The following is a 19,684-nucleotide window of genomic DNA, read 5'->3' as shown; positions in this document are numbered from 1 at the left end:
AGGGTCAAGAACAAGAGAGACGAACAAAAAGTGAGAACCCGAGTCGACTCGGCGCAATCACGCGCAATCGCTCGCCCACTGGGTGAGCGCCGCGGCGCACCGGGAGGGCGCCACACCAGGAGCGGGAGGGCGCCACGGAGGAGCGCTGGAGCGAGGGGAGACGGGAGAGGGGCAAGTCCAGGGCTCGCACCGCTCGGACGACGCGGAGGACACAGGTGGCCTGCGCGTGCGATCGCACCGCGGCAGAGAGGCGATCTGGCGACGCGACAAGCCAGAACCAGGCGCGCGTGTCCAGTACCATCACGGCTTCAGGTTCTCCGCATCGAAAGTCCACCCGTCCGCACTTTCCACGGGAGCTTCAATTCCCCCTACGAATCGCACCGAGCCCGTGAGCGGGCCGAACCGCTCGGGGTGGCGCCGAGGAGACGGGGCGAGCGAAGCCGTCTCGTTCATCGTGGGAGCGTTCGCCGGGATGATGCGCTTCGCCCGGAGGCGTTCGACGATGGGGAGGAGCGCCTGGACGTCCTCATCGGAGAGATCGGCGAGCTGCTGAACCAGGGTTTGTCGGGCCGTCACGGTGGTGAGCTTACTGCATCACGGACGCGCATTCCGCAGCCGGCGTCCGGAGCGCTCGGCCTTCGCCATCCAGGAGTTCGCCGCCCTGCCCGAGGACGCCTGGAATGCGGAGCAGGAGGCGTGCGCCACCTCGGCCAGACCGAAGGCGGCAGGCGCCGCCGTCCTCGCCTCCGTCAGCACCTTCGTCAAGCGCCGGGGAAGCCCGGACAAGTCGACGGAAAAGGGCGGCCCGACGCCGAAGGCGACGAGACCCGCGAGATCCTCGCCAGGCGCGACCTCACCAAGGCCGTCACCGACGAGGCCAGGCAGCTCCGCGCGCGCCGGCAGGCTCGAATCCCTCGCCGAGGTCGCGCCCGCCGCCGCCAACCACGACTTCGATGCACCAGCGCGGCCGCGATGTTCTCGCGTTCGCCTCGGCATCTGCCTTGGCGTCGAGGTAAATCGAACAGCTGTTGAGCAACTGCCCCGGCTCGTCTACGATGCCGTGACCTGCCACCGGACGCCGCCGCTCATCAGGAATCCCATCTCTCATGGATTCCCGGTGCCGATGACGTCGCGACAACCGAGGAGACCGCCGCGTTGAAAGGAGCCACGATGAAGCGGACGTTCGACGAGGCGTTCGACGTGCTCACGGGAAATGAGCCCTTTCCCTGGCAGCGCGCCCTCCACGAGCGCCTGCTCTCGGGCGACATCCCGCCGAGCTGCGACATCCCGACCGGGCTCGGCAAGACGTTGGTGATCGCGGTGTGGCTGCTGGCGAGGGCGGCCGGCGCGCCGGTGCCGCGGCGACTCGTGTACGTGGTGAATCGGCGCACGGTCGTTGACCAGACCACCGACGAGGTCGGGCGGCTCCGCGAGAACCTCGCGCGCGCGGGCGTCGAAGAGGAGCTCGCCATCTCCACGCTGCGCGGACAGATGGCGGACAATCGCGCATGGTCCGCGGACCCGTCCCAGCCCGCGGTGATCTGCGGGACCGTCGATATGATCGGCAGTCGCCTGCTCTTCAGCGGCTACCGGCTCGGCTTCCGCACGCGCCCGCTCCACGCCGGTTTCCTCGGACAGGACGCGCTGCTCGTGCACGACGAGGCGCACCTCGAGCCTGCGTTCCAGCACCTCCTCGAGACCATCCAGGCCGAGCAGAAGCGCCAGGGAGATCGGTGGCCGCTGCGGGTCATGGCGCTGACCGCGACGCCGAGACGCAGCGCGGAGGCGCTTCGCCTCGGAGCTGACGATTTCGCCCATCCCGTCGTCGCCAGGCGGCTTCACGCGGTCAAGAAGCTCAGGCTTCATCCACACGGCGACAAGGACCTGGTGGAGAAGGTCGTCACCCAGGCGCTCGGCTACGCGCCGTCGGGCCACGCGGTGCTCGTCTTCCTGCGGACGGTCGAGGACGTTGTGAACGCCGTGAGCCGCCTTCGCAAGGCGGACGCGAAGGTGCAGCAGCTCATTGGCACCATGCGCGGCTTCGAGCGCGATCGCCTCGTCACCACGGACCCGGTGTTCCGTCGATTCCTCCCGGAATCGGGCGCAACCGACGGGGCCGAGACCGTCTTCCTCGTATGCACGAGCGCCGGAGAGGTGGGCGTGAACCTCTCGGCGGATCACCTCGTCTGCGATCTGTCCACCTTTGACTCGATGGCGCAACGCTTCGGCCGCGTGAATCGCTTCGGTCTGCGGACGGACAGCGAGATCCATGTCTTCCATCCTGGCCCCGAGAGCCTCGACACGGACAAGGTCCGAGACGCGCATCGGCGCCTCGAGACGCTCACGCTGCTGCAAACACTCGATGGCGACGCGTCGCCGGCCGCGCTCGCCGCGCTCGATCCCGAGAGGCGACAGGCAGCCTTCGCGCCCGAGCCGCGGATGCTCACCGCGAGCGACATCCTCTTCGACGCGTGGGCCATGACGACCATCCGAGACGCGCTCCCCGGTCGCCCGCCGGTCGCACCGTATCTGCATGGCGTGGCGGAATGGGAGCCCCCCACGACTCATGTCGCCTGGCGCGACGAGGTCGGCCTCGTGACCGGGGACCTCCTCACGCGCTATCCCGCGCAGGAGCTGATCGACGACTATCCGCTCAAGCCGCACGAGCTGCTGACCGACCGCGCGCTGCGGGTCCTCGACACGCTGACGGAGCTCGCCGACAGGCATCCGGACGCGCGGTCCATGCCGGTCTGGGTGGTGAACGAGAACGGGCGCGTCGATGCGAGGAAAGGCGAGCTCGCTGACCTGCTCGACGGGGACCGCAAGACCACCGAGGCGAGCCTCGCAGGCTGCACGCTGGTCCTGTCGCCGAGGCATCTCCGACCCGTGGAAGGCCTGCTCACGCTCGAGGGCTGGATGCCGGCGAGCCGTGACGGCATCGATGTCGCCGATGCCTGGCTCGACGAGAGCGGGAGGCCCATGCGACAGCGCCTGTCCGGCGAATCGCCGCCGCCCGACGGAATGCGCCTGATCCGGACGCTCGTCCTCGGGGACAGCGAGCGCACGGAAGTCGAGGAGGACAGCGGGAGCGCGGAGGACGAGGGCAGCGGAGCGAGACAGGAGATCAAGCGCTGGTACGAGCGACCGCTGGGCGCGGACGACGAGGGCTCGCGCAGCGCCGAGAAGCCGGTACTTCTCGAGGTGCACAGCGCAGACGTCGAGCGCGAGGCGCGTCGCATCGTCGAGCGCCTGCCGCTCGATCCGGGCGTGAAGCGCGCTGTCGTGCTGGCCGCGAAGCTCCACGACATCGGCAAGAACCGACGCGTGTGGCAACGAAGCATCGGAAACACCGACCGCGCCCGCGTCCTCGCCAAATCCGGCGGCGCGATGCGCCCCATGGACATCACCCCTTACCGGCACGAGGTGGGCTCCATGCTCGAGGCCGAGCAGAGCGGCCTCCTCGCCGGTCTGGATCCGGATGACCGCGAGCTCGCCTTGCACCTGGTCGCGGCGCACCACGGCCGCGCACGCCCGCACTTCCCTCCAGAGGAGCAGTTCGACCCGGAAGCGAAGGGTGTCGACGTGCGCGAGGTGTGCGTGCACGTGATGACGCGCTTCGCCACGTTGCAGAAGCGCTTCGGCCGCTGGAGCCTCGCGTACCTCGAGTCGCTGGTGCGCGCCGCCGACTACGCCGCGAGCGCGCGGCCGTCGCAGGTGGTGGAGGTGGAGCGATGAGCTTCCGTGTCCAGGTGGACGTGACCAACCCCGGTCAGTTCTTCGCATGCTGCGGGCTCCTCGAGCTGGCGACGCGACTCGCGGGGGATGCGGAGGGTCACTTCGAGGGAGGCCACTTCATCGTCGCCGCCGAGTGCACCCTGTCAGGGCTGCTCGACCGATGGACGAGCACGCGCCTCGTCCAGGTCGACCCCGAGGACGAAGCGTCGTCACCACCCATCCACGTGCCAGCGCCCTTTGATCTGCGGCTCGACTGGTGGAGGGATGAGGACGCCGGCGGCCGCGAGCTGAAGGTGTGGGCGGGCAGTATGAAGAGCATCCGCATCGCGCAGGCGATGATGGCATCGCTCCGCGATCCGGAGCTGCACGCTGAGGATCTCTTCGACCGGGGCTTGATCGTCTACGACCCTGACGAACCCACCAAGAAGGTCGAGCCGTTCTACTTCGATGCGCGCCGCGCGCCGAACGCCCACTCGCGCGACGTGGGCTTCTCGCCGAACGACCTCAAGATGACGACCACCGCGTTCCCGGCCGTCGAGGCCCTATGCCTGGTAGGCCTCCAGCGCTGCCGGCCCGCGCCGACCGAGCAGAAGCTGGTGTTCGCCTACCGCACCTGGGGGACGCCGCTCCCGATCACGATCGCGGCTCCAGTGGTCAGCGCGGCCGTGCCGGCGGCGGAGACGCGCAAATATCGATTCGAGAACTGGTTTCGTAGTGGCCAGAAGAAGCACAAGGCGTTTCGTTCCGCCGTTGCGGTCGGAGGAGGGTGGTGATCCATGTCTGAACTCACGAAGCTCGATGCGTTTCTCGGCGACGCCGGACCGGCGGCCCTGGTGCTCCGGGACGAGCTGGTGTCCGTAGAGGGACCAGAAGGGGTCGTCTTCCCGCCGACGTACGCGGCGGGAGATGGCTTTCCGGGCGGCTACAACATCGATGGAACCCCCGACGGCGAGAACGTCTGTCTGATCGATAGCGTCGGCGCCCAGGCCAACCGCATCGAGCCGATGTTCGGCAAGGCTCCCTACGCGGAGCTGGTGCCGCAGATCGGCATCCGGGCGGGCGACCGTGTCGTGAGCCTGCTGGACGCGGCACACCGCGCGGGCGACGCGGCGGTGCGTTGTTCGGCGCTCCAGGAAGAGCTCCAGCAAGCGTTCAAGGCGCTCTTGAAGGGCGACGCGGGGCCGCTCGCCCGGGTGGCGCCCACGTCGCTGGTCTTCGGGGTCTGGGACTCTCGCGACACCCAGGCGAAGGCGCCGCGCCTCATCGCGTCGACGATCCGGGCGCGCAACGTACGCAAGCTGACGCGCTCCGCGCAGTACGTGCCGGCGATCGACTACGTGGGGCAGGCGCTGCTCGAGGAACCGGCGGACAAGTCGACGCAGGATTCCTACAGCAAGCGCGGTTTCATCCACGTGCCGGCGACCGCGTCGCATGGTGGGGTGATCGCGAAGGGGGGCATCCAGCGGGAAGCGACGCTCAGCCTGGCGGCGCTTCGACTGCTGGCGGCCGGCAGCGACCCGGAGCGGACGAGGGCGCTCCGCCGCTACGTGCTCGGCATCGCGGTCACCGCGTTCACCGCGAACGTGTCGGGGTATCTGCGGCAGGGCTGCAACCTCGTGCTCGACGCGTCGAAGCCCCAGCCGCGCCGGATCGAGGAAGTTTATCCGTCGGGTGAGCGCAAGCCCTTCACGCTCTCGCACGAAGAGGCGCTCGCCTATGCGCAGGCCGCGGCGAAGACCTTCGGGGTCGGCCAGAGTCGCACGGTCGACTTCGACAAGGAACGCGCCAGGCGCGACGTGGCAGGCGACGGCGAGAAGAAGGCGAAAGGCAAGAAGGCCAAGGGGTGAGCATGCCATCCGAGCTCCGCGTCACGGTCCACTTCCTCCAGCCGTACAGCCACGGCCGGGGGGAGGACGGTCTGCCCGAGTGGCCGCCGTCGCCGCTTCGGCTGTTCCAGGCGCTTGTGGCGTCGTCGGTGGGGCGTCAGGGCGACCCCGAGCAACGCGCGCGCACCGTCGCGGCGCTGCGGTGGCTGGAGCGTCGAGCGGCCCCCGAGATCGTGGCGCCGCCTGCGACGGGCTCGGAGTCGCCTTATCGGCTCTACGTGCCGGACAACGTCGGCGACGAGATCGCCAGGGCGTGGTCTTCGGGTCGCGACGCGAGCCTGGCCGACTACCGCACCGAGAAGGACGTGCGGTCGATGCGGCTGGAGGGCGAGCCGACGGCGGTGCACTATGTCTTCCGGGGCGTCGAGGGGCTGGACGCGCATCTCTCGACGCTCCGCGCGGCAGCCCGCTCGATCACGCACCTGGGCTGGGGCATCGACATGGTGGCGGGCGATGCGAGCGACGCGACGGGGAATGTCCACGGCGAGCGGTGGATCCCGGGCAGGCCAGGCGGCCCGACGCTGCGGCGCCCGGTCGCGGGGACGTTCGACGCGCTGGAGCGCAAGCACACGCAGTTCCTCCAGCGGCTCGACCGAGGGACGTTCCGGCCGGTGCCGCCGCTCTCGACCTTCGCGATCGAGCCGTATGCGCGGGCCACCGACCCTGCGCCTCGGCCCTTCATCGCGTTCCGGGTGCTGGAGCCGATAACCGGCGATCGGCTCTCGCTGGATCCACGGCGGCGAGCGCGCGACGTCGCGGCATGGATGCGGCATGCCGTCGCCGAGGTATGCGAGGGCTGGCCGTTCGGCTCGGCGGCAACGCTCGTTCATGGGCACGGTCAGGACGCGGACGCGTGCGACGAGCCCCGGGCGAGGCTCTCGTTCCTGCCGCTTCCGACGATCACGCCGCGGTCCGGGCGGGCGGAGGGAATCGCTCGCGTGATGGTGGCGGCGCCGCCCGGCCTCGACGACCAGCTCGCGTGGATGCGGGTTCATCTCGCGGGCCACGAGCTCGTGTGGGAGGGCGAGCCGGTGGCCCTCCTCGACCCGCTGCCGTCGAACGACTGGGTCCTAATTCAGTACGTCATGCCCAGCCATCGCTGGTCGACCGTGACGCCCGTGGTCCTGCCCGGTCACGACGATCGCTCAGCGCGCAAGGCCGAGCGCCTCCTGAGAAAGGCGTTCCTCCAGGCGGGCTTCGAGCCGGAGGTCGTCGACGCGATCGAGGAGATCGAGTGGCGGAAGGTCGGATTCCGTGCCGGCGTCGACGTCTCGAGCCGATACCTCCCCCCGGACAAGGTCAGTGGTCCGATGTACCATGTTCGCGTCCGCTTTGCGGAGCCGATCTCCGGCCCCATCGCGATCGGGTCGGGCCGGTACCGCGGGATGGGGGTGTTCGCGGTGCAGTGAGGCGGCTCTCGAGACGCCTCGCACCTCGGCTTCGGCACGATGACCCCGGCGCCCTGATCCGCGGCCACGGATCTCCTTCAGCCCCTTCATCCCCTCCCCCCTCCGCCGTATCCTCCTCGCTGGAGGCCCCATGCCGACCGCGACGAGACCCCAGAACGCCACGCTCACCGGCGCGCTCCCGCTCGACCGGCCCACGGCGGAGCGGCCGCACCGGCTCTACGTGGCCACCTCGAACCACTGCAACCGCGCGTGCCCGTGGTGCTGCACCTGCTCGTCGCCCCGGGGCCGGACCTTCCTCGCCCTCGACCGCTACCAGGCGAGCTTCCCGGCCGAGGGCCCCTTCGAGGTGCAGCTCGAGGGCGGCGAGCCCACCATCCACCCGCACTTCGACGAGATGGTGCGGCTCGCCCGCGCCGAGCCCCGCTGCGCGCGCGTCGTCGTCGTGACAAACGGCGTCGAGATCCCGCGGGACCCGACCGGGCTCGACGCCTGGCTCCAGAAGCTCGGCGAGCCGGCGACGATCAAGCTCTCGATCAACCACCACCTCCTCGAGCACGACAGCGATCTCCTCGCCCTCGCGCGCGCCCTGCTCGAGCGGCTCTCCGCGCTCGGCGGCGACCGCCAGCTCGTCCTGAACGTCCGGCTCCGGAAGGACGAGGCCGACGGCGACGCGTGGGTCGTGCAGGCGGTGCGCGACGCGGGGCTCATCGAGCTCGCCAACGTGTTCCACCTGCAGCGCTACGGCTTCGCGCAGAAGCGCGAGGACTGGGACGAGCCCTTTCTCGTCGGCACCCACTTCACGATGCTCAACCCGGACGGCCGCGCCTTCGGCCCCGACCTCGTGGCGCGCTCCGACGCCATGCGAGAGCTGCCGTGAGCGCGCGCCCCTTCCGCGAGGAATGGCGCCGCCTGAAGAGCCGCGCCTTCGATCTGACGAGCAACAGCACCGCCGGCGAGACGGTGCGCTTCGACCTGTGGGGACAGCCGGTCGAGATCTACCGCAATGCGAACTTCTCCATCTACAGCCGCCAGCCCTGCAATGCGAAATGCCACTTCTGCGTCGAGGAGCTCAGGCCGGCGTCGCGCGGGCGGAGCCTGTCGGTGCAGAAGACCGTCGAGGACGACGACGAACGCTATTTCGACGCCATGGCCGAGTCCCTTGTCGCGCTCCGGCCGCTCGATCCGACGGTATCCATCACCGGCGGCGAGCCGAGCCACGATCCGCGGCTGCCCCGCATCCTCGCCCTCGGACAGGCCCGCCGAGGACGCAAGCGGACGCTCACCACGAACGGGTCGGGGCTGCTGCAGCAGCGCGAGGGAAAGCGGGTGATCGACTGGATCGTCGAGACAGGCGTCCAGCACCTCAACATCAGCCGCGCCCACCCGGATCACGACAGGAACGCAAAGCTGATGGTGATGAAGGACGGCCTGAGCGTCGACGAGCTGCGCCAGGTCGTGGAGACGGCCGCGGCGGGCGGCACCCGGGTGCGCCTCTCCTGCGTGCTCCTGCAGGGACAGATCGACTCGGTCGAGCCCATCGTGGCCTATCTGCGGTTCGCCCGGTCGCTCGGCGTCGACAACGTGATCTTCCGCCAGCTGATGAAGACCGACAAGGCCGCGGTGGTCGAGAACCACGTCGTGAAATACAGCGATCGCTCCCGCGTCCAGCTCGAGCCGCTCCTCGACGCGCTCAGCGCCGACCCGCGGTTCTCGTTCGAGCGGCAGATCGTGGGCTATTACTACTATGTCGAGGTGTTCCGCTTCGAGGACATCGATGTTGTCTTCGAGGAGGCCGACCTCGCCCAGCTCGAGGAGACGAAGCGCTCGGGCCCAGGCATCGTCCACGAGCTCATCTTCCACCCGAACGGGAGGCTCGCTTCCACCTGGCAGCCGTGGGACGGCATCCTGGGCCCACCCCCGGCGGCGCGTGCCTCGCTCGACGCATCATGACGCCGCCGATCATCCCCCTGCCCTACATCGGCCGGAACCTGCTCTTTCTCGAGGAGGTGCTCGACGAGCTCGACGGGCGCGGCATCACGGGCCCTCTGCTGTTCCGCGCGAGCGAGACCGACAAGCTGGCTCGCCTCCTCGAGGACGGCACCGACCGCGCCGGATACCCCGGAGAGAGGCCGTGGACCGACGGCCCGGATCAGGGGCGCCCGATACGGCACGAGGACGTGATCTTCGCGACCACGGCCGACGAGATCCGGTCGGGAGAGCGGGAGCCCGAGCGGTCCACCTCGCTCAAGAAATTCGCCGTGATCCAGCGGCCCCTGTTCGTCGCGCACGATGCCCGCTGCTTCGTCAAGCTGTGCGACCGGCAGTACGAATACAGCGATCCAGCGCAGAAGCGGGCGGCGCTCCTCGCGCTCTTTCCGGTGACGCGGGTCGAACCGATCCAGGGCTGGTTCTCCGAGGAAGACGGCCTGGCGTACCGAGCGCTCGTGCGCTCGATACGGGGTGGCGCGATGGTCGAGGTGGGCTGCTGGAAGGGGCTCTCCGCGGCCTACGTCGGGCGGCTCGCGGCGAGGAACGGCGTCGCGCTCCACTGCGTCGACACGTGGGAAGGCTCCAGCGACGCGTACGACGGGCGGTATCGCGCCCTGCTGGCCGCGGAGGACGTGCCGGGCGCGTTCCAGGCGAACATGGCGGCGCTCGGGATCCGGCCCAGCGTCCTCCGGATGCCGTCCACGGACGCGGCGGCGCGCTTCGCCGACGCGAGCCTGGATCTCGTGTTTCTCGACGGCTCGCACGACCGCGCGGCCGTGCTCGCCGATCTCGAGGCCTGGTGGCCCAAGCTCAGGCCGGGCGCCGTCCTGGCCGGCCACGATCACAACGACAAGCACGCGGGGGTCATGGACGCCGTGGCTCACTTCATGTCCCTGGCCGGACGGGCGGCCGAGCGCGGCGCCGGCTCGGTGTGGTGGGCGCGGCGATAACGAGATGATGGAGACGAACAAGCGCCTCTTCGTCGCGACGGGAGCCTATGGGTGCGGCAAGACCACGACGCTCCGTCATCTCGCGTCCACGCGGGGCTACGGCGTGCACGGCGAGGCGCACCGGCGCGTGCTCGACGAGCTCGGCGCGCGCACCCACGGCCATCCGCCGGACGAGCCGTTTCGCCCGATCGACGCGCCGGACCACGTCTGTCCCATGTGCCGAAAGCGGGAGTTCGCCGCGCGGGTGCTGGAGACCCAGAAGACGATCGAGGCGGAGGCGCGGGATGGCGACTGGCTGGAGCGCGGGGCGCTCGATCCGGTCGAGTACTACCTGCGCACGAGCGGAGAGGCCGAGTATCCGTGGCCGCCCGGCGAGCCCGCGTTCGAGCGGTATGCGCTTGTGTTCCTGTTCGCCGTGATGCCCGAGCTGCAGGCGCCGCGCTGGGGCAGGAGCAGAGAGGCGCGCGCCGCCGAGGCGGATCGGATCAACCAGCGGCTCGGCGCGCTCTACCGCGCGGCCGGCTTCGAGGTGGTCGATGTCGGCCCCGGCACCGTGGAAGAGCGGGCGGAGCTCCTGGCTCGGGGGGCGCGTGCTATCTTGCATGAGAGCCCATGGTAGCCGCCGCGCACATGCCGTTTCCGTCCTCGATCGCGCCCGCGGGTGAGCAGCGGTTCGTGATCCACGGCGTCCCCTGGCAGACCTACGTGAGGCTGCGGGACGAGCTGGACACACCCGGCCTGCGGATGACCTTCTGCGAGGGAACGCTGGAGCTGATGAGCCCGTCCATCGATCACGAAGCAACGAAGACGCTGATCGCCCGCCTGATCGAGATCTTCGCGCTGGAGCGGGATGTGCCGCTCCACGGCTACGGCTCGACCACGTTCCGTCGCGAGGCCAAGGCACGGGGCCTCGAGCCCGACGAGTGCTATTGCGTCGGCGAGCCGCTCAAGGAATTCCCCGATATCGCGATCGAGGTGGTGCTGACGAGCGGTGGGCTCGACAAGCTATCTGTCTACAGCGGTCTCGGCGTCCGTGAGGTCTGGTTCTGGGAGCGCGATGCATTCCAGATCCATGCGTTGCGCGGCGAGGCGTACGAGGCCATCGCGGCCAGCGAGCTCCTTCCGGCTCTGGATCTCGTCGCGCTCGCGCGCTTCGTGCGCTGGCCGGACCAGCACGCGGCGGTCAAGGCGTTCCGGAGCTGGCTGCGGGACGGCGGCTGAGCTCGCTCGCGCGGCGGCGCGGGACGCTCAGCCCTCGGCGAAGTCCTGAGAGAGCCGCACGTCCTTGAGCTCCGCGCCGAGCAGCTCGATCGCGGCCGTGACGAGCGGGTGGTCGGCCACGGCGCGCCGGGCGGCCTCGACCCGCGCCTTGCGCTCGGCGGTCTCGACCTGCGCGAGCGAGGGGCCGGCGCTGCCGCGGGTGATCGTCTCGAAGACCAGCTCGGCGGGGCCGCCGAAATGGGCGCGCAGGGCCCGGGCGAGCAGCTCGCGGGCCGCGGGCTCGGTGGCCTGTCCGGACAGGAACGAGTTCGCCTCGTAGCCGAGGACGACGCGGGTCGGCTGGAGCTCCAGCACGGCCGCGTGCTCGAGCACCGAGGCGAGCGCCGGCCGCAGCGCCCGGACCCCGGTGATCACCGCGCGCCAGGTGGCGAGATCGCCGGCGCTCATCGCGGGGGGCGGCGCGCTCGACCGCGGCGCCGGGGCCTGCGCCGCCGGCGGCGGCGCGCTCGACCGCGGCGCCGGAGCCTGCGCCGCGGGGGGCGGGGCGCTCTGCGGAACGGAGTACAGGGCGCCGCGCGGCGAGGGAGGCGGCGCGCTGTCGGCGCGGTACGCGGGCGCGGCCGCGCCGTTCGCGTAGGCCGTGGCCTTCGCGAAGGCCGGCGCGGCGCCGCCGCCCGCGAAGCTGGCCGCCGCGCCGTGCACGCCCGGCGCGCCATTCGCGAGGGCCACGACGTGCGCCGACGACGTGCCGTTCGCCGCCACGCCGCCCGTCGCCCTCGCCACCCCCGCGGTGTACGGCGCGCCGCTCGCCGCTGCGCCGTTCGCCCGCGGCGCGCCGTGCGCCGCCGCGCCGTACGAAGCCGCCGCGCCGTTCACCGCCGCGCCGTACGAAGCCGCCGCGCCGTACGAAGCCGCCGCGCCGTACGAAGCCGCCGCGCCGCTCCCCGCGCGCGCCGCCCCCGGGGCCGCGATGCCCTCTGCCGCGACGCCCGAGGCGCGCGCATCCGCCCGCGCCTCGTCGGGCGCTGCCTCGGCCGGCGCCGCGCCGCGCCGGGGCGCAGCCGCTCCGCCGGACGGCGCGCCGGGCCGCTGCGGCGCGCGCTCCGGCGCACCACCACCGCCGCCGCCACCGCCGCCTCCGCCGTTCAGGCGCCGCTCGAGATCGCCGAGGCGGCGCAGCAGCTCATCGATCGGCAGGAGCGGCGGCCGCCTGGCGAGGCGGACGAGCGCCATCTCGAGCGAGGCCCGCGGCTGGCCGCTCCGGACGATGTCGTCGAAGGAGCGCGAGAAACCCTGGTGCAGCCGCGTGAGATCGTCCGCGTCCGCGCGCGCCGCGAGCGCCCGCGCGTCGGCGACCTCCTCGTCGGCGAGATCGAGCAGCGGCGCCGGATCCTCGCACACCTTCGCCACCACGAGATCGCGCAGGTGCGCGAGGAAGTCGCGGGCCACGTGCGGCAGGTCGTACCCCTGCTGCGCGAGCTCGCCCACGATGCGCACGCACGCCGCAGGATCGCCGTCCACGAGCGCCTCCGCCAGCCGGTGCAGCACCACGCGGTCGGCGACGCCGAGCACCTTCGCCACGCCCTCGGCCGTGATGCGATCGCCGCTCGTCCCCACCCACGCGATCACCTGGTCGAGCAGGCTCATCGCGTCGCGCATGCTCCCCGCGGCCTCCCGCGCGAGCGCGCTGAGCGCCGGATCGTCGGCGGGGATCTTCTCCTGCTCGAGCACCCAGCGGAGCCGCGCCGCGATCGCCTGCGCCCCGATGAGCTTGAAGTCGTAGCGCTGGCACCGGCTCAGGATCGTGACCGGGACCTTGTGCACCTCCGTCGTCGCGAAGATGAACTTCACGTGCGGCGGCGGCTCCTCCAGCGTCTTCAGGAACGCGTTCCACGCCGCGTTCGAGAGCATGTGGACCTCGTCCACGATGAAGATCTTGAACCGGTCGCGCGCCGGCCGGTACGGCAGGCTCTCCTGGAGCTTCCGCACCTCGTCGACGCCGTTGTAGCTCGCGCCGTCGATCTCCTGGACGTCGACGTCCGCGCCGACGGTGATCTCGGCGCACTGCGGGCACGTCTGGCACGGCTTCGCCGTGGGGCCTTGCACGCAGTTCAGCGCCTTGGCGAGGATGCGCGCGCTCGTCGTCTTGCCGACCCCGCGGACGCCCGTGAAGAGGAAGGCGTGCGCGACGCGATCCCGCGCGATGGCGTTGCCGAGCGTCGTGGATACGTGCTCCTGGCCGACGAGATCCTCGAAGGACTGCGGGCGCCATTTCCGCGCGAGGACGACGTAGCTCATACGCTGCTCGACTAGCACCTTCTGGCGAGCGCGTCGCCGCAGCTGTGGCCGACTCGGACGCCGCCCTGCATTCCGGTGAGTTTGCCAGAGTTGCCGCGCCAAACGCACCCTTCTCCGCCCAGACCGGGGCCGGCCGCCCTGCGCAAGGGTGCGCAACGGAGTCCCTGGAGAGGCGGAAGCGCCGCTCGACGTGAGACGCGACCGGACGGGGCCGGACAGGCCGCGCTCTCCGCGTCCCCTTCCCGGTTGCGGCGCGGCGCCGTTCACGGCATAGACCGCCGTCTCATGCAATTTCGCGGCGGAATGAATGAGCTGGTTCGCCAGGCGGCGCGCATGCAGCGCAAAATCGACCAGGTGAAGGACGAGCTGAAGGAGCGCGAGGTAAGCGCGACGGCCGCCGGGGACAAGGTCACGGTCGTGGTCACCTGCGAGGGAAAGGTGCGCCGGATCGACGTCGACCCCGCGTTCCTCGCGAGCGAGGGCCTGGAGATGGCGCTCGATGCCATCGTGGCCGCGTCGAACTCGGCGCTCGAGACGGCCGACAAGCTCGTCGAGAGCGAGATCGCCAAGGTGACCGGCGGCGTCAAGCTCCCCGGCATGCACACTTGATTGCGTTGCGTCCCCCGGCCTCGCTCCCCGGCTCCTCGAAGCTCCCGAACGGCGGCCCCGCCGGCTTCCGCAGCGCGTCTGGAGGCCTGCCCGGCCGGCTGTCGCGCGTCGCCCAGCTGCTCGCGCGCCTGCCGGGCGTCGGCGAGAAGACGGCGCAGCGCTTCGCCCTCTTCCTCGTGACCGCCGGCGAGGACACCGCGCGCGACCTGGGCAGCGAGCTCGCGGAGCTCTGCGACCACATCCGGCCGTGCGTCCGGTGCGGCCACATCGCCGAGATCGACGACGGCGGCGGGGCGCTCTGCGCCATCTGCCAGGACACGCGGCGCGACGGCGGCCTCCTCTGCGTCGTCGCGCGCGTCCAGGACCTCCTGGCGATCGAGCGGAGCGGGGCGATGCGCGGGCGCTACTTCGTGCTCGGCCGGCTCCTCTCGCCCCTCGAGGGGGTCGGCGCCGAGGAGCTGCCGCTCGCGGCGCTCCGGGCGCGCGTGCTCGACCCCGAGCAGCCGGTGCGGGAGGTGCTCGTCGCCACCCCGCCCTCCGTCGACGGGGAGGCGACCGCGCTCCTGCTCGCGCGCGAGCTCGGCGCCATGGGGATCCAGGTCACGCGGATTGCCAGCGGCGTGCCCCACGGGGGAGATCTGGAGTTCGCCGACCAGGTGACCCTGGGGCGAGCGATCGAAGGCCGGAAGAGCTTCGGCTAGAGGGAACCGCGTAGATCGGCCCCCGACCCACGTCAGCGCGGGGCGGGCGAGCCTTCCCCGCACGCCGAGGCGCTCCACGATTCAGAGGTCGACATGTCCAAAACCGCAATCACATCCGATCGGGCCCCGCGCGCCATCGGGCCCTACTCGCAGGCCGTCAGGGCCGGCGATCTCGTGTTCTGCAGCGGCCAGATCCCGATCGATCCCGCGACGGGCGAGCTCGTCGCCGGGGGGATCGAGGCGCAGACGACCCAGGTGATCAAGAACCTGAGCGAGGTGCTGTCCGCGGCCGGCGCGAGCTGGAACGACGTGGTGAAGACCACGATCTACCTGACGGACCTCGCGGATTTCGCCGTCGTCAACCAGGTGTACGGGGCGGCCGTCGGCGGCGTGCTGCCCGCACGGGCGACGGTGCAGGTGGCGGCGCTGCCCAAGGGCTCCGCCGTCGAGATCGAAGCTGTTGCCCATCTATCGCGATAATCGGGGAGCCGCGGCCGCGGTCCCCCTCTCCAAAATGTCCCCGGGAGCCTCGACATGAGCACAAAGAACGAGAGCGAGAGCACGGAGCGGACCGCCAGCGCAGTTCCCGAATCTGCGCACGAGGGCGCCCCCGATGCAGAGAGCGGAGACAAGCCGCGCGCGCGGAAGGTCGTCCGCTCGGCGAGCACGTCGAGCGCGAGCGTCGCCAAGCGAGCCGACGAGCCGTCCGAGGGCGCCTCGGCGCAGCCCGCGGGCGAGGCGCCGCGCCCCTCGGCGAAGGCCGCCGCAAAGGAGCCGCAAGGCTCGCTGCTGGACCTGATCGCGCCCCGCAAGCGCCCGGCGCTGGCGGACGCGCCGCCGCCGGCCCCGACCGAGGACGCCGCGCCGCCGCCCACCGTCGCGCCGCGCGTCGTCCGCGACTACCGCGCGCCGAGGCCCGAGCGGACCGCCGGGGCATCCGGCGCGCCGCGGCCCGACCGCGGGCCCAGGCCCGACCGCGGGCCGAGGCCCGACCGCGGCCCGCGACCCGACAGGGGGCCCAGGCCCGACCGCGGGCCCCGGCCGGAGCGTGGCCCCAGGGTGGAGCAGGGACCTGGCGCGGCGCAGGGAGCCGGAGGGGAGCAGGGCGCGAGGCCCGATCGCGGGCCCAGGCCCGACCGCGGACCCAGGCCTGATCGCGGGCCGAGGCCCGACCGGGGACCGAGGCCCGACCGCGGGTTCTCGGCGCGACCGGTCGCGGAAGGCGGGCGGACAGACAGCGGGCGCCCGCAGGGCGCGCGGCCCGGGGCGCAAGGCCCGGGGGGCGCCGGGGGACGAGCGCCCGCTGCGGCGAAGCAGCAGCAGAGCGACCGGATGGTGACCGTTGTCGGCCAGGGCGCGAGCGCGACGGTCGTGACGGGCAAGGGCGCCCGGCAGCCGCAGGGCCCGGCCAGGCCGGCGCACCTCCTGTTCGCGCTGCCGGCGGCCAAGGCGACGCAGGTCGCGGCGGCGGACAAGCCGGCGCTCACGGCGCGCGAGGCGCTCAGCGCGCGCACCGCCAAGGCGAAGCAGGCGACGGCGGCCACGAAGGGCAAGGCCGACAGCGGGGCGCGCCCGGAGGGCAGCGCGGGCGTCGAGGCGGCGAAGGTCGACTTCGACGCCGAGGTGCTCGCGGCGGGCTGGGATCGGGCCATCGAGGCGCTGCGGGCGGCGGGCGACGCCGCGCCGGCGCTCATCGACGCCTGGATCGGCGCCTCCAACGCCGAGGCGATCGCGGCGGCGGCCGAGTCGGAGGACGCCTCCGGCGCGGCGCGGAAGGCGGCGCGGCGGGCGCTCAACGTGCTGAAGTCGCGCGGGGCGGCGATCCCGACGCGGCCGCGCGTGGTGCGGCTCGCCGAGGAGCGCGCCGAGGTGATCCAGGCGACGCTGATCCCGCCCGACTCGAGCGGGACCGAGGCCATCGCGATCACGAGCCGCGATACGAGCGGCCGCTACCGGATCGCGGAGGTGATCGTGCGCGAGTCGGTCGGCGTGCTGCACGCCGGCGCGGGGTGGCTCAGCGGCTCGCAGCTCAAGGAGGGCCGGGCGCGCGCGTACGACAACCTGGGCACGGCGCCCGTGCCCGTCTCCCTGGAGTGGGCCCGCTATCGGGTCGCGACCGCCAAGCGCCAGAACGCCGTGTCGGGGCAGGTCGTGCCGCTCGGGCTCGAGGGGTGTCGCGATCTCATCGAGCCCGCGCCGGAGACCGAGCCGCGCCACCCGGTGGCCGACCTCGAGGAGAGCCTGACGGACGAGCAGGTGGCGGCGCTCATCCCGGGCTCCGCCGCCCTGCACGACGAGCCGGAGTTCCGGCACTGGCTGCCCGCCCGGCAGGCGCTCGACGAGCTCCTGCAGAAGGTCGGCCAGCGGCTCGGGTCCGCCGGGATGCGCGATCCCGCGCAGGTGAACACGGCGCTGCGCGAGGAGCTCGAGCTCGCGACCGACCGGTTCTTCTCGCCCGAGGTGCGCGGGCAGCTCGCGACGCGGATGCGGAGCAGCGCGGTCTCGCTGCGGGCGCGCAAGGGGGACGCGGCGGCCACCACCGCCCTCGCCGTGGCGCGCGCCATCAAGGAGGCGGGGCTGATCACCGCGCCGCCGCGCGAGATCCCCTTCCTGGCGGCGTTCTTCCAGAAGGCGCTCGGCGTGCTCGCGCAGCAGGGCGGCGGGCAGCTGCGGGTCCCGGTTCCGGCCGACGCGGCCGGGCCCTCCTCGGGCGCCGAGGCCGCGAGCGGCGAGGAGCCTGCCGAAGGCTCGGGCGCCGAGGCCGCGAGCGCCGAGGGCTCGGGCGGCGAGGCCCAGCAGGCGGCCGGCGGGTGATCGCGCGCGCCGGCCACGCCGGCGCGTGATCGCGCGCGCCGGCTCGGCTGGCGCGCCGGGAAACAAGCGCGAGAGGCGAGCCCGGAACGACCCGGCGCTCGCCTCTCGGCTTTTGTCTGGCGGAGCTACTTCACGGTGACGGTGATGTCGCCGTTCTCGGTGAAGAGCTCGAGCAGGCCGCCTTTGCCGTCGCCCATCGTGTACGACGTCGCGCTGCCCTCGCCGGCGGTCGCCCACGTCGAGGGGATGCCCTGCTCCACGACGTCGCCGTTGAGCGTCTGCGCGGTCATCGTCCCGTCCACCCCCGCCGGCACCGAGAGCTCGACCGCGCCGTTGCCGGAGCTGATCGCCCCGTCCGAGCTGCTCCACGCGTCGAGGTCGACGAAGACGCCGCCGTTGTCGGTGGCCACGTTGATGGCGCCGCGCGCGCCGACCACGTCGATGCTGCCGTTGTCGCTCAGGACGGTGGTGCCGCGGGACGGGGCGCCGTCGAGGTCGATCTCGACGCTGCCGTTGTCCTGCTCGACGCGGAGCCCGCCGTCGAAGTCGGCGGGCAGGACGACCTCGATGTCGGCGCCGAGGTACCCGGAGGAGCCCGCCCTGCGCTGGGTCGTGATGACGACCTCGCCCTCGGTCTTCGCGGCGAGCTCGAGGTTCTCCTCGATCTCCTGCACCGCGAGCACGTTCTCGTCCTTCTTGCGCATCGTGAACGGGGAGAAGGTGACGACGACATCGCTCACGTTCCCCGTGCGGACCTCGACGTCACCGTTGTCGCTCACGATGCGGATGCTCTGGGTCGGGAGGTACTCGACACGCACGCTCTCGTCGGTGCCTTCGTAGCGCACGAGGGTCTCGGCGGTGACGACGCACCCGGCCGCCGCTGCGGCGGACGCAGCGCAGATCAGGAAGCAGGCGATTCGAAGCGAGCGATTCATCATGGATTCCTCTCGAGCAGATAGTACGGCAGGCGAGGTTCGAGCCCCGTCCGACCGCGCAGGGAGCGTGTCAGCCCGCTTCTTGGACGCGCGCTCCGAGCAACACATCATGGATCGCAAGATTTCGACGCGGTCCGGTCGGTCGCCGGGGCTCAGGGCGCCTCCCACGGGAGGGGCGCCTCACCAAGACCCACCTTCTTGCGGAAAGCGACGTGCAGCGCCCGGGTCTTCGGGCCGGGGAGTCCCGCGCCGAGGGTGTGCCCGTCCACGCGCACGACCGGAACGATCTCGCGGAGGCTCGAGGTGATGAACACCTCCTCCGCAGCCAGGAGCCGGGCCATCGTGACCGGCTCGCAGCACACCGGGATGCCGAGCTCGCCCGCGACGTCGATGACGTTGGCCCGGGTGATGCCGACAAGGATCCCTGCCTCCCTGGGCGGCGTGATCAGCAGGTGTCCCGCCTCCTGCGCGCCCTCGCGCGCCGGCGGACGCCGCTCCACGAGGAAGACGTTGGACGTCGTGCCTTCGACGACGTGGCCCGACGGGTCCAGGATCAGCGCCTCGTGGGCCCCGGCGGCCCGCGCCTCGCGCAGGGCGAGGAGGCTCTCGAGGTAGTTCGAGATCTTGGCCCCCGGCGCCGCGTCGCCGGCCCGCTGGGTGCGCGTCGTGATGACCGAGATCCCCTCGCGGTAGAGCGCGCCCGGCAGCGGCTTCAGCGGCTCGACGAGGACGACGCGGAGCGGCGCCCCGGCGAGCGCGGGATCGAGCCCGAGCGGGCCGCTGCCGCGGGTCAGCATCACGCGGATGTAGCTCTCGAGCGGCGCGGCCGGGCCCGTCGTTCCCGCCGAGCCCGCGGCGCCCGCCGTGGCTCCGGCGCCCTCCGGCGCGCTCGCGGCCCGGATCAGCGCGCGCACCTCGCGGGCGAGCGCGTCGCGCGGGATCGGCAGCGCGATCGCGATCCGCTCGGCCGAGCGCTCGAGGCGGGCGAGGTGCTCTTCCAGCGCGAACGGCTCGCCGCCGTAGGTGCGGATGGTCTCGAAGACACTGTCGCCGTAGAGGAAGCCGCGGTCGTAGACCGAGACCTTGGCCTCCTCCGGCCGATGGATGACACCGTCGATGCTGACAAGCCGCGTCACG

The 19,684-nt window shown here is 72.0% G+C and carries 17 protein-coding genes; 13 read left to right on the top strand and 4 right to left on the bottom strand.

The genetic code is table 11. The features are described 5' to 3' along the window. Positions 1-300 precede the first annotated feature (300 nt). The gene (locus WMF17_RS01690; protein WP_437647670.1) at positions 301-576 is read right to left on the bottom strand and encodes a hypothetical protein; all 276 of its coding nucleotides are present in this window, start codon (positions 574-576) and stop codon (positions 301-303) included. Positions 577-1,170: 594 nt separating this feature from the next. On the opposite strand from WMF17_RS01690, the gene cas3g reads away from it, so the two are divergent. The 9 genes from cas3g (at position 1,171) to WMF17_RS01645 (ending at position 11,190) form a co-directional block, all read left to right on the top strand. Beyond that, complete coding sequence (gene cas3g, locus WMF17_RS01685; protein ID WP_437647668.1) at positions 1,171-3,735, top strand: type I-G CRISPR-associated helicase/endonuclease Cas3g; 2,565 nt, start codon at positions 1,171-1,173, stop codon at positions 3,733-3,735. Next, a complete protein-coding gene (locus WMF17_RS01680; RefSeq protein ID WP_437647666.1) occupies positions 3,732-4,508 on the top strand; it encodes a hypothetical protein in 777 nt (258 codons plus the stop codon). Before cas3g ends, WMF17_RS01680 begins: the two co-directional genes overlap by 4 nt. A 3-nt stretch (positions 4,509-4,511) precedes the next feature. Then, on the top strand, positions 4,512-5,582 hold the full coding sequence (cas7g, locus tag WMF17_RS01675) for a type I-G CRISPR-associated RAMP protein Csb1/Cas7g (RefSeq protein WP_437647664.1): 1,071 nt from the start codon (positions 4,512-4,514) through the stop codon (positions 5,580-5,582). Positions 5,583-5,584: 2 nt separating this feature from the next. Beyond that, complete coding sequence (gene csb2 / locus WMF17_RS01670; RefSeq protein WP_437651276.1) at positions 5,585-7,030, top strand: type I-G CRISPR-associated protein Csb2; 1,446 nt, start codon at positions 5,585-5,587, stop codon at positions 7,028-7,030. Between the two features lie 130 nt (positions 7,031-7,160). Next, positions 7,161-7,907 (top strand): radical SAM protein, encoded by a 747-nt coding sequence (locus tag WMF17_RS01665; protein ID WP_437647662.1) that lies wholly within the window; start codon positions 7,161-7,163, stop codon positions 7,905-7,907. After that, positions 7,904-8,980, top strand: coding sequence for a radical SAM protein (locus WMF17_RS01660; protein ID WP_437647660.1), 1,077 nt, complete (start codon positions 7,904-7,906; stop codon positions 8,978-8,980). The genes WMF17_RS01665 and WMF17_RS01660 overlap by 4 nt, the downstream gene beginning before the upstream one ends. Next, entirely contained in the window at positions 8,977-9,969 is a 993-nt protein-coding gene (locus tag WMF17_RS01655; RefSeq protein ID WP_437647658.1) for a class I SAM-dependent methyltransferase, read from the top strand. Before WMF17_RS01660 ends, WMF17_RS01655 begins: the two co-directional genes overlap by 4 nt. A 4-nt stretch (positions 9,970-9,973) precedes the next feature. Continuing rightward, complete coding sequence (locus tag WMF17_RS01650; protein ID WP_437647657.1) at positions 9,974-10,588, top strand: ATP/GTP-binding protein; 615 nt, start codon at positions 9,974-9,976, stop codon at positions 10,586-10,588. Continuing rightward, positions 10,582-11,190 carry a Uma2 family endonuclease gene (locus tag WMF17_RS01645; protein WP_437647655.1) on the top strand — a complete coding sequence of 203 codons (609 nt, stop codon included), beginning with the start codon at positions 10,582-10,584 and terminating at the stop codon, positions 11,188-11,190. Before WMF17_RS01650 ends, WMF17_RS01645 begins: the two co-directional genes overlap by 7 nt. Positions 11,191-11,217: 27 nt before the next feature. Here the strand turns inward: WMF17_RS01645 and dnaX are convergent, their stop codons facing one another. Next, the gene (gene dnaX / locus WMF17_RS01640) at positions 11,218-13,488 is read right to left on the bottom strand and encodes a DNA polymerase III subunit gamma/tau (protein WP_437647653.1); all 2,271 of its coding nucleotides are present in this window, start codon (positions 13,486-13,488) and stop codon (positions 11,218-11,220) included. Positions 13,489-13,773: 285 nt separating this feature from the next. Between dnaX and WMF17_RS01635 the strand changes: the two genes are divergently transcribed. The 4 genes from WMF17_RS01635 (at position 13,774) to WMF17_RS01620 (ending at position 17,612) form a co-directional block, all read left to right on the top strand. Next, positions 13,774-14,097: a YbaB/EbfC family nucleoid-associated protein gene (locus WMF17_RS01635; protein ID WP_437485718.1), complete on the top strand. Its 324-nt coding sequence runs from the start codon at positions 13,774-13,776 to the stop codon at positions 14,095-14,097. Positions 14,098-14,102: 5 nt separating this feature from the next. Beyond that, the gene (gene recR, locus WMF17_RS01630) at positions 14,103-14,798 is read left to right on the top strand and encodes a recombination mediator RecR (RefSeq protein WP_437600207.1); all 696 of its coding nucleotides are present in this window, start codon (positions 14,103-14,105) and stop codon (positions 14,796-14,798) included. Between the two features lie 93 nt (positions 14,799-14,891). Beyond that, positions 14,892-15,278, top strand: coding sequence for a RidA family protein (locus WMF17_RS01625; protein WP_437600206.1), 387 nt, complete (start codon positions 14,892-14,894; stop codon positions 15,276-15,278). Positions 15,279-15,332: 54 nt separating this feature from the next. Then, complete coding sequence (locus WMF17_RS01620) at positions 15,333-17,612, top strand: hypothetical protein (RefSeq protein ID WP_437647651.1); 2,280 nt, start codon at positions 15,333-15,335, stop codon at positions 17,610-17,612. 125 nt (positions 17,613-17,737) lie between these two features. Here WMF17_RS01620 and WMF17_RS01615 read toward each other — a convergent pair whose 3' ends face one another. Together WMF17_RS01615 and WMF17_RS01610 are read right to left on the bottom strand one after the other, a co-directional pair. Further along, the gene (locus WMF17_RS01615; RefSeq protein ID WP_437647650.1) at positions 17,738-18,550 is read right to left on the bottom strand and encodes a hypothetical protein; all 813 of its coding nucleotides are present in this window, start codon (positions 18,548-18,550) and stop codon (positions 17,738-17,740) included. A 149-nt stretch (positions 18,551-18,699) separates the two neighbouring features. Next, complete coding sequence (locus WMF17_RS01610) at positions 18,700-19,683, bottom strand: aminotransferase class IV (RefSeq protein WP_437647648.1); 984 nt, start codon at positions 19,681-19,683, stop codon at positions 18,700-18,702. Position 19,684: the final 1 nt, after the last annotated feature.

The sequence above is a fragment of the Sorangium sp. So ce362 genome (assembly GCF_051519845.1).
Classification (GTDB): domain Bacteria; phylum Myxococcota_A; class Polyangia; order Polyangiales; family Polyangiaceae; genus Sorangium.
The sequence above is the reverse complement of the archived record's forward strand: the minus strand, read 5'-3'. Positions and strand labels throughout refer to the sequence as shown.

Bases quoted from the DNA above. Each gene is read 5' to 3' on its own strand.
- WMF17_RS01680 (WP_437647666.1), top strand. From the start codon at position 3,732: ATGAGCTTCCGTGTCCAGGTGGACGTGACCAACCCCGGTCAGTTCTTC.
- WMF17_RS01665 (WP_437647662.1), top strand. From the start codon at position 7,161: ATGCCGACCGCGACGAGACCCCAGAACGCCACGCTCACCGGCGCGCTC.
- WMF17_RS01655 (WP_437647658.1), top strand. From the start codon at position 8,977: ATGACGCCGCCGATCATCCCCCTGCCCTACATCGGCCGGAACCTGCTC.
- WMF17_RS01645 (WP_437647655.1), top strand. From the start codon at position 10,582: ATGGTAGCCGCCGCGCACATGCCGTTTCCGTCCTCGATCGCGCCCGCG.
- cas7g (WP_437647664.1), top strand. From the start codon at position 4,512: ATGTCTGAACTCACGAAGCTCGATGCGTTTCTCGGCGACGCCGGACCG.
- WMF17_RS01635 (WP_437485718.1), top strand. From the start codon at position 13,774: ATGCAATTTCGCGGCGGAATGAATGAGCTGGTTCGCCAGGCGGCGCGC.
- WMF17_RS01615 (WP_437647650.1), bottom strand. From the start codon at position 18,550: ATGATGAATCGCTCGCTTCGAATCGCCTGCTTCCTGATCTGCGCTGCG.
- cas3g (WP_437647668.1), top strand. From the start codon at position 1,171: ATGAAGCGGACGTTCGACGAGGCGTTCGACGTGCTCACGGGAAATGAG.
- WMF17_RS01620 (WP_437647651.1), top strand. From the start codon at position 15,333: ATGAGCACAAAGAACGAGAGCGAGAGCACGGAGCGGACCGCCAGCGCA.
- dnaX (WP_437647653.1), bottom strand. From the start codon at position 13,488: ATGAGCTACGTCGTCCTCGCGCGGAAATGGCGCCCGCAGTCCTTCGAG.
- csb2 (WP_437651276.1), top strand. From the start codon at position 5,585: ATGCCATCCGAGCTCCGCGTCACGGTCCACTTCCTCCAGCCGTACAGC.
- WMF17_RS01625 (WP_437600206.1), top strand. From the start codon at position 14,892: ATGTCCAAAACCGCAATCACATCCGATCGGGCCCCGCGCGCCATCGGG.
- WMF17_RS01650 (WP_437647657.1), top strand. From the start codon at position 9,974: ATGATGGAGACGAACAAGCGCCTCTTCGTCGCGACGGGAGCCTATGGG.